The organism is Streptomyces sp. NPDC001219 (assembly GCF_053597915.1).
Genome location: NZ_JBSFJF010000138.1, coordinates 1 through 7,197, shown reverse-complemented (window position 1 = coordinate 7,197; position 7,197 = coordinate 1). Strand labels below are relative to the sequence as shown.

The 7,197-nt window shown below is 70.8% G+C and carries 6 protein-coding genes; 3 read left to right on the top strand and 3 right to left on the bottom strand.

What is annotated here, in order from left to right:
* Positions 1-125 precede the first annotated feature (125 nt).
* Together ACWC9R_RS36685 and ACWC9R_RS36680 are read right to left on the bottom strand one after the other, a co-directional pair.
* The gene (locus ACWC9R_RS36685; protein ID WP_450738177.1) at positions 126-554 is read right to left on the bottom strand and encodes a hypothetical protein; all 429 of its coding nucleotides are present in this window, start codon (positions 552-554) and stop codon (positions 126-128) included.
* A 12-nt stretch (positions 555-566) separates the two neighbouring features.
* Entirely contained in the window at positions 567-1,247 is a 681-nt protein-coding gene (locus tag ACWC9R_RS36680; protein ID WP_450738175.1) for an alpha/beta fold hydrolase, read from the bottom strand.
* A gap of 270 nt (positions 1,248-1,517) precedes the next feature.
* On the opposite strand from ACWC9R_RS36680, the gene ACWC9R_RS36675 reads away from it, so the two are divergent.
* Together ACWC9R_RS36675 and ACWC9R_RS36670 are read left to right on the top strand one after the other, a co-directional pair.
* Complete coding sequence (locus tag ACWC9R_RS36675; protein WP_450738173.1) at positions 1,518-3,851, top strand: ATP-binding protein; 2,334 nt, start codon at positions 1,518-1,520, stop codon at positions 3,849-3,851.
* A 167-nt stretch (positions 3,852-4,018) separates the two neighbouring features.
* Positions 4,019-4,750: a hypothetical protein gene (locus tag ACWC9R_RS36670; RefSeq protein ID WP_450738172.1), complete on the top strand. Its 732-nt coding sequence runs from the start codon at positions 4,019-4,021 to the stop codon at positions 4,748-4,750.
* A gap of 91 nt (positions 4,751-4,841) precedes the next feature.
* Here the strand turns inward: ACWC9R_RS36670 and ACWC9R_RS36665 are convergent, their stop codons facing one another.
* Entirely contained in the window at positions 4,842-5,222 is a 381-nt protein-coding gene (locus ACWC9R_RS36665) for a winged helix-turn-helix transcriptional regulator (protein WP_450738170.1), read from the bottom strand.
* Between the two features lie 110 nt (positions 5,223-5,332).
* Here ACWC9R_RS36665 and ACWC9R_RS36660 point away from each other — a divergent pair, with 110 nt between their 5' ends.
* Positions 5,333-6,871 (top strand): MFS transporter, encoded by a 1,539-nt coding sequence (locus ACWC9R_RS36660; protein WP_450738168.1) that lies wholly within the window; start codon positions 5,333-5,335, stop codon positions 6,869-6,871.
* Positions 6,872-7,197 lie beyond the last annotated feature (326 nt).

Here is a 7,197-nt window from a genome sequence, read left to right as displayed (position 1 = left end):
CGCGCTCCAAGCCATGGCCTCCGACCTGATCGCCCAGACCGTCAACCAGAACTTCGGCGCCCAGAAGGGCTACGACCTCGGCCGCACCGCCAAGGGGATGTGCCCGGAGCCCTGGGTGAACCGGCCTACCTGGCCCGCTTCAGCCCCGCGTACTGCAGCGCGCCGAACACCACCACCGCGACGCCCAGGACCGCGATATAGGCGTAGCCGAAGGGAGTGATCGGGAACCAGCTCGTGCCGGCAGCGATGATCGCGATGCAGCCCACCGCCCACACGGCGTTGAGGGCCACGGCGCTGACCCCGATCGTCCGGATGACGGCCTGGTGGGTGCCCGCGTACCAGAGCGCGGCGGCGTAGAGGGCCAGGAAGCCGCCCTGGGCCCAGTGCAGCCAGGCAGGCAGGCCGAGCAGCGACTCCAGCGGCGTGGCGGCCAGCAGGCTGAGGGCCGCGACGAGTCCGGAGACGGTGCCGTCCAGCTTCAGGGCGAAGCGCAGCAGGTCATCGCTTCCGGCCGGCCGGAGCGTGCCGCGGCGGGTGGTCGTTTCGTCAAGCATGTGTGTTCTCCTTCAGGCGGTGCGGACTGCGGCGCGGGTGATCAGGTCGGCGACGTCCCGGGCGTGGGACAGGGGCGAGGCGTGGCTGGACGGCACCGACGTGGTCACCGCCCGCATCCGCTCGGCCATGTAGCGCTGTGCCGCCGGCGGCAGGGCGTTGTCCTCCTCGGCCACCTGGTACCAGGACGGGATCGAGCGCCATGCGGGCTCGGCCGACGGGGATTCCAGGCAGGTCAGGGCGGACGGCTTCTGGACAGCGGCCAGCACCTGCGCGCGCACCGCCGGCACATCGGCCGCGAACACCTCCCGGTAGCGGTCCGGATCGATGCCGCACGCCCCGTCCTCCTGCGGCTGGACCACCTGGCCCACCGTCGCCCCGAACTGCTGCAGGATCTGGAAACTGCTCTCCCGCTCGTCCGGCGCGAACGCCGCCACGTACACCAGCGCGGAGACGTTCGACGCCTCCGTCACCGCGTTGGTGATCACCGTCCCGCCGTAGGACCAGCCGGCCAGGACGACCGGGCCGGATAGCGTCCGCAGCACCCGCTGCGTGGCCGCCACGTCGTCCTCCAGGGAGGTCAGCGGCAACTGCACCGCCGTCACCCGGTGCCCGGCGTCGTACAGGAACGGGATGACCTCACTCCAACTGGACCCGTCGTGCCACAACCCGTGTACCAACACCACATCTGCCACGGCCATCCATTCCTTCGTTCTTCTTCGGCTCGTATCCGGCCGGGCCCGTTCTCCGCGCCCTCGGCGCCCCGCTCACGGGAACCGGGGGGTGCTCGCCGCCGTGCGGGGGACGGCACGGCGGCGAGCGGCGGAGGAGGGCCCCTCACGAGCAACCAGACTGCCGGGCAGGACACCGCCGTGGATCACGGAATCTCCGTGAGAATTCGGCGCCACCATGCGCCGGTCGGCGGCGGATTGCCTGGTCCGCGGCGTGCGTCTACGGTGTGGAGCATGGGCGGCACAGTCCGGGGAGCCGGCACGCTGCCGGCGGAGATGACCCGGTTCATCGGGCGACGCAATGAGCTGTCACACGCCAGGACGCTGCTGTCGCGTGGGCGGCTGCTGACGCTGACCGGGCCGGGCGGGATCGGGAAGACCCGGTTGGCGCTGCGGATCGCCGCCGAGACGCAGCGGTCCTTCCCCCGTGGGGTGTGGCTGGTGGAACTGGCCGCGCTGGAGGACGGGGACCGCCTGGCGCAGACCGTGGCGGCGCGCCTGCGACTGGGCAACGAAGCCCTCGGCGACCCCCTGGCCAGGCTCGTGGAGCATGCGGCCGGTGAGCGGATGCTGCTCGTGCTGGACAACTGCGAGCACGTACTCGACGCCAGTGCGGAACTGGTCGCCACTTTGCTGAGCGCGGCGCCGGACCTGCGGGTGCTGGCGACGAGCCGTCAGATGCTCGGGGTGCCCGGGGAACATGTGCTGCCGGTGCCCTCGATGCTGTCCGAGGGCGACGGCCGGTCCCCTGAGGTGTCCGACGCGGTGACGCTGTTCGCCGACCGGGCGGCCGCGATGCGCCCCGACTTCGTCCTCACCCCGGAGAACGCCACGGTGATCCATGAGATCTGCCAACGGCTCGACGGCGTACCACTGGCGATCGAACTGGCCGCGGCCCGGCTGCGGGTCCTGTCGGCGCAGGAGATCCTGCTGCGCCTCGACGACCGCTTCGCGCTGCTCACGGCGGGCTCCCGGACCGTGCTGCCCCGCCAGCAGACCCTCCGGGCGGCGATCGACTGGAGCCACGACCTGTGCACGGACCAGGAACGCCTGATGTGGTCCCGGCTGTCGGTGTTCCCCGACAGCTTCGACATGCCGGCGGCCGAGCAGGTGTGCAGCGGGCACGGCATCCAGCGGGGCGAGGTGCTCGACCTCGTCGTCGCTCTGGTGGACAAGTCCGTCCTGGCGAGTGAGGAGCGCGGGGCACGGATGCGGTACTGGCTGCCGGACACCCTGCGCCAGTACGGGCTGGAGCGGCTGGCCGCCTCGGGGGAGGAGCACGGGCTGCGTGAACGGCACCGTGACCACTACCGGACGGTGGCCGAAGAGGCCGAGGCGGCCTGGTTCGGCCCCGGCCAGCTGGCCTGGTTCACCCGCCTGCGCGCCGAACACCCCCATTTCCAGGCCGCGTTGGACTTCAGCCTGAGCGAGCCCGGCCAGGCACAGGTGGCGATGGGACTGGCCGCTTCGCTGTGGATGCACCGGCTCGGCTTCGGCTCCTTCAACGAGGGCCGGGGCTGGCTGGGCCGGGCCCTGGCCCTCGACGAGGAGCCGACTCCGTATCGGGCGAAGGCGCTGTTCGTGGACGGTCTGCTGGCCGTACTCCAGGGCGACATCAGCGGGGCGGACCGCCGGGTGAGCCAGTGCCGCGCGGTCGAGGAAACCCTCGGAGACGTCCCGGACCTGACCCGCGCACGGGTCACCCTCGCCGGGCTCGTGGCGCTGTTCCAGGGCGACTTCGCGCAGGCCGTCCCGCTGCTGGAGGACGCACTCGCGAGACACCAGACGGCCGGTGACGCCGGCAACGCCGCCGTCACGTCCTTCATGCTCACCACCGCCTGCACCGATCCCGGCGACCCGGCCGGCACCGTCCACGCCGAACGCTGCCTGGCCCTGTGCGAGGCCCACGAGGCCCAGTGGTCCCGTACCCACGCACTGTGGGCCCTGGGCCTGGACCACTACCGGCACGGCCGGCACCAGCGCGCCGGCACCCTGGTCCGGCACGCCCTGCGGGAGAAGCCCCTCTCCCACGACCAGTGGGGCGTGGCCCAGTGCCTGGAGGTACTGGGCTGGTGCGCCGCCGCCTCGGACCTCGGCGAACGGGCCGCCACCCTGATGGGCGCGGCCGACGCCACCTGGCAGGTCGCCGGCTCCGCGCTCTCCGGCCTCGGCCACCTCCAGGCCGGCCACCAGCAGTGCGAGGCGGCCCTGCGCACCGGCCTGGGCGACACCGCCTACACCGCGGCCTTCGAAGCGGGCCGCCGCCTCACCCTGGAACAGTCCGTCGCCTACGCCCTCGAAGAGTCCCCGACCCCTGCCCCGCCCCCGCCCGGGCAGGAGGCCTCGGCGCCGCTGACCCGCCGCGAGAACCAGGTCGCCGACCTGGTCGCACAGGGCATGACCAACAAGGACATCGCCGCCGAACTGACCATCTCCCGCCGCACCGCCGAGGGCCACGTCGAACACATCCTGACCAAACTCGGCTTCACCTCCCGCGCCCAGATCGCCGCCTGGGCAACGGCGAACGGCACAGGCGACGCGGGGGAGGGGCGCCGGGCGGCTCTTTGAGAGGTGGTTCTGCTCAATCCCGGGTTTCGCCGTTCACCAACTCGCTGCTGTGGGCGCCCTGTTCGCGCGCACGGTGACCTTCCGGCCTCCCGCGCCCAGTGACCTTCCGGCCATTCAAACGGGGAGTGCTGGGCGCCATGGTTGACTACGTGCCACGGAGGTCACCGATGAGCGAAGACATCACGCCCCTGCTGGACCCCCTCGCGGAGCTGTCCCGGCAAGCCGCTGCCTATGACTGGGCGGCCAACGAGGCGCTGACCTTGGACCAGCGCTACCGGGAACGACACCTGCCGCTTCTCGACCACCGGGCCAGAGCACCGCTCGGGCCCGAGACCGGCCCGGCGGAGTACTGGCCGCCGATCCGCTCGGTGGTGATCCCGATCGACAGCAGTCGGCTGGCTGCCGACGCAGGCATCACCGCCTTCCTCTCCGATCTCCGCCAGAGCGACCTCGCATCACGCGTCTGGTGGCCGGGACTTGCCCTGCGAGCCGACCGTATGCACGCCACCCTCGTCGGAGGACTCGAAGAGGGCACGGAAATCCCCGCTCAACTGTCCCAACGCATCTCGGTGACGGTTCGCGGGCCATGGATCGGACGATTCAACACCGGAAGGATCTACCTTCCGGTGCAGGCGGCCGACAGGGTATCCGCGACCGCACTCGCGCAGCTGCGCACGCACACCCAGGCGCCCCACCGTCCGCTCCTGGCCGGCTATCTGCAGCTCACCGACGAGGTCACCGGCGACGCGTACCGGCAGCTCCGCGACCTCGTCGCCGCCCACCAGAGCCGCATCGCGGTGCACTTGCCGCTGTCCGAACTCTGGCTGATGGACACCATGGACGACCTGGTCCTGCGCTCCCACCTCGCCGCCCGGGTCCCCTTGCGGAGCGACTCGTAGTCCTCGTTCGGGCGGGCTGCGGAAGCGGTCACCACGGGCGCGGGTCAGGGTTCTGGATGCCCGGTCAATGGCCCAACTCGCCGACCAGGAATCAGTTTTCGGTCATCGTCGGTTCCTCGCCTCCCACCTGGCGCGTACGAAGCTCGCGATACCAACTTCCCCAGGCGTCGAGTCGGCCGACGATGTCCCGCAGGCTCTCGCCGGCCTCGGTGAGCGTGTACTCCACCTTCGGCGGCACCTCCGCGTAGACCGTCCGGGACACGAGACCGTCCTCCTCCAGTTCCCGCAGCTGGCGGGTGAGCATCCGCTGGGTGACGGTCGGCATGGCCTGTTTGAGTTCGCCGAATCGGTGGGTGCCCAACAGGAGGTACCGGATGATCAGCAGTTTCCATTTCCCGCCGACGACTGACAGCATCACCTCGGTGTTGCACCACTCGGCCATCGCTTCGATCTGCTCGCGTTCCCGCCTCATGATCGTCACCTTAGACAGGTATACCGACGGAAACCATGCGGCCGGAGTGGTACCGAGGCACATGAAAGACCGTACTTGTGACCGGAGTTCACGGTGCACACAGTGGAGTGGTGCTGACTGAGACTCCGCCGAAGAGCCCACAGAAGACTCGACAGAAGACCCCGCACCGATGGGCGGCGCTGGGCGTGCTGTGCGCCGCCCTGCTCATGGTCGGGATGGACCTGACCGTGCTGAACGTGGCGGTGCCGACGATCAGCAGAGAGCTTCTGCCGAGCGGCTCCGAACTCCTCTGGATCGTCGACAGCTATGCGCTGACCGTCGCCGCCGGGCTGATCGCCTGCGGGACACTCGGGGACCGGTTCGGACGCAAGCGGATGCTGATGGCCGGCTTCGTGCTCTTCGGGCTCGCGTCGGCGGGCGCGGCGCTGTCGGCCGCCCCCGGGCAGTTGATCGCCGCTCGGGCGGCACTGGGAGTCGGCGGCACGATGATCATGGCCAGTACGCCCGCCCTCATCAGGGACATATTCCCCGACGGCCGGGAACGGTCGGTGGCGATCGGCTTGTGGACCGCGGCGAACAGCGTGGGCGTCTCCGTGGGCCCGCTCCTGGGCGGACTGCTGATCGAGCACTTCTGGTGGGGTTCGGTGTTCCTGGTCAACGTGCCGGTCGTGGCGCTCGCCGTGGCCGGCGGCGCCCTGCTGCTGCCCGAGTCACGTCACACCCGGCCGCACCGATGGGACGCGGTCAGCGCCGGGATGTCGGTCGTGGGACTCGGCACCCTCGTGTACGCGTTCCAGCAGCTGGGCGAGCACAACGGTGCCGGGCCGGTGCTCTGGGCCACCGCGCTTCTCGGCGCGGCGCTCCTGGCCGGCTTCGTCGTCCGGCAGCGCCGCCTCCGTCAACCGCTGCTGGACGTCACACAGTTCGCCGACCGCTGGTTCTCCCTCTCCGCGCTGTGCATCCTGGGGTGCTACGGGGCCTACACCGCGCTGCTCTTCCTCCTCGCCCAGCGCTTCCAACTCCTGGACGGCTTTTCCCCGTTGGGTGCCGGCCTGGCTCTGGTCCCGTTGGCGCTGGCCAACGCCGGCGGCGCGGCCGTGGCACCGCGCTTCGCCGCACGGTGGGGAGGCCGGCGGAGCCTGACCGGCGGACTGCTGCTGTGCGCGCTGGCACTGGCCGGGTTCGCGCTGTTCGGTGCCACGGACAACTACCCGGCCCTGGTGGCCGCGGGACTCGGCTCCGGAGCGGTCATGACCCTGTGCTCCGACGCGATTCTGGGCGCGGCGACGCCGGAGCGGGCGGGAGAGGCCGGAGCCGTCCAGGAAACCGCCTTCTCCCTGGGGGCAGGACTCGGCGTCGCCGTCCTGGGAACCGCGCTCTCCCTGGCCTACCGCTCCGACTTCGCCCCGGTCCCCGGCGCGTCAACGCAACAGTGGGCCACCGCACGCGGCTCGCTCGGCGCCGCCACCGAAGTGGCCGTACAGGCAGGCGGGCGGGTCGGTGACGCACTACGGAGCGCCGCCGAGCACGCCTTCGACACCGGCTTCGCGGTCGCGACCGCGAGCGCCGCCGCCGTCCTCGTCCTGCTGAGCGTCCTGACCTGGAGAGGGCTGCGCACGCCTGGCTGTCCTCGCCGCAGGCCCAACTGAAGTCGGCTCAGCGGGAGTTCCTCCACCAAGGACCCCTAGGCAGTTTCGTTTGGATCAGCCGACCGCTGGTCCGGGTGTGCCGTTGACTGACGTGCAGTGGGCGAGGATCGAGCCGTTACTCCCGGACCGAACGCCGAAGCGGGGTGGCGTGGCCGATGGCGTGATCATTGGGAGGTGATCGACGCGACCGCGTGCATCGCACGCCCGTGAGAGTGACCCGAGAGAGAAGGCCTAGGGCGTGTCTCTTTGACGGGCTGATCAGTTGATCGGATGTGTCTCTCCGATTAGTGATCACTGATGCGATGTGGGACCGGATCGAGCCGCTG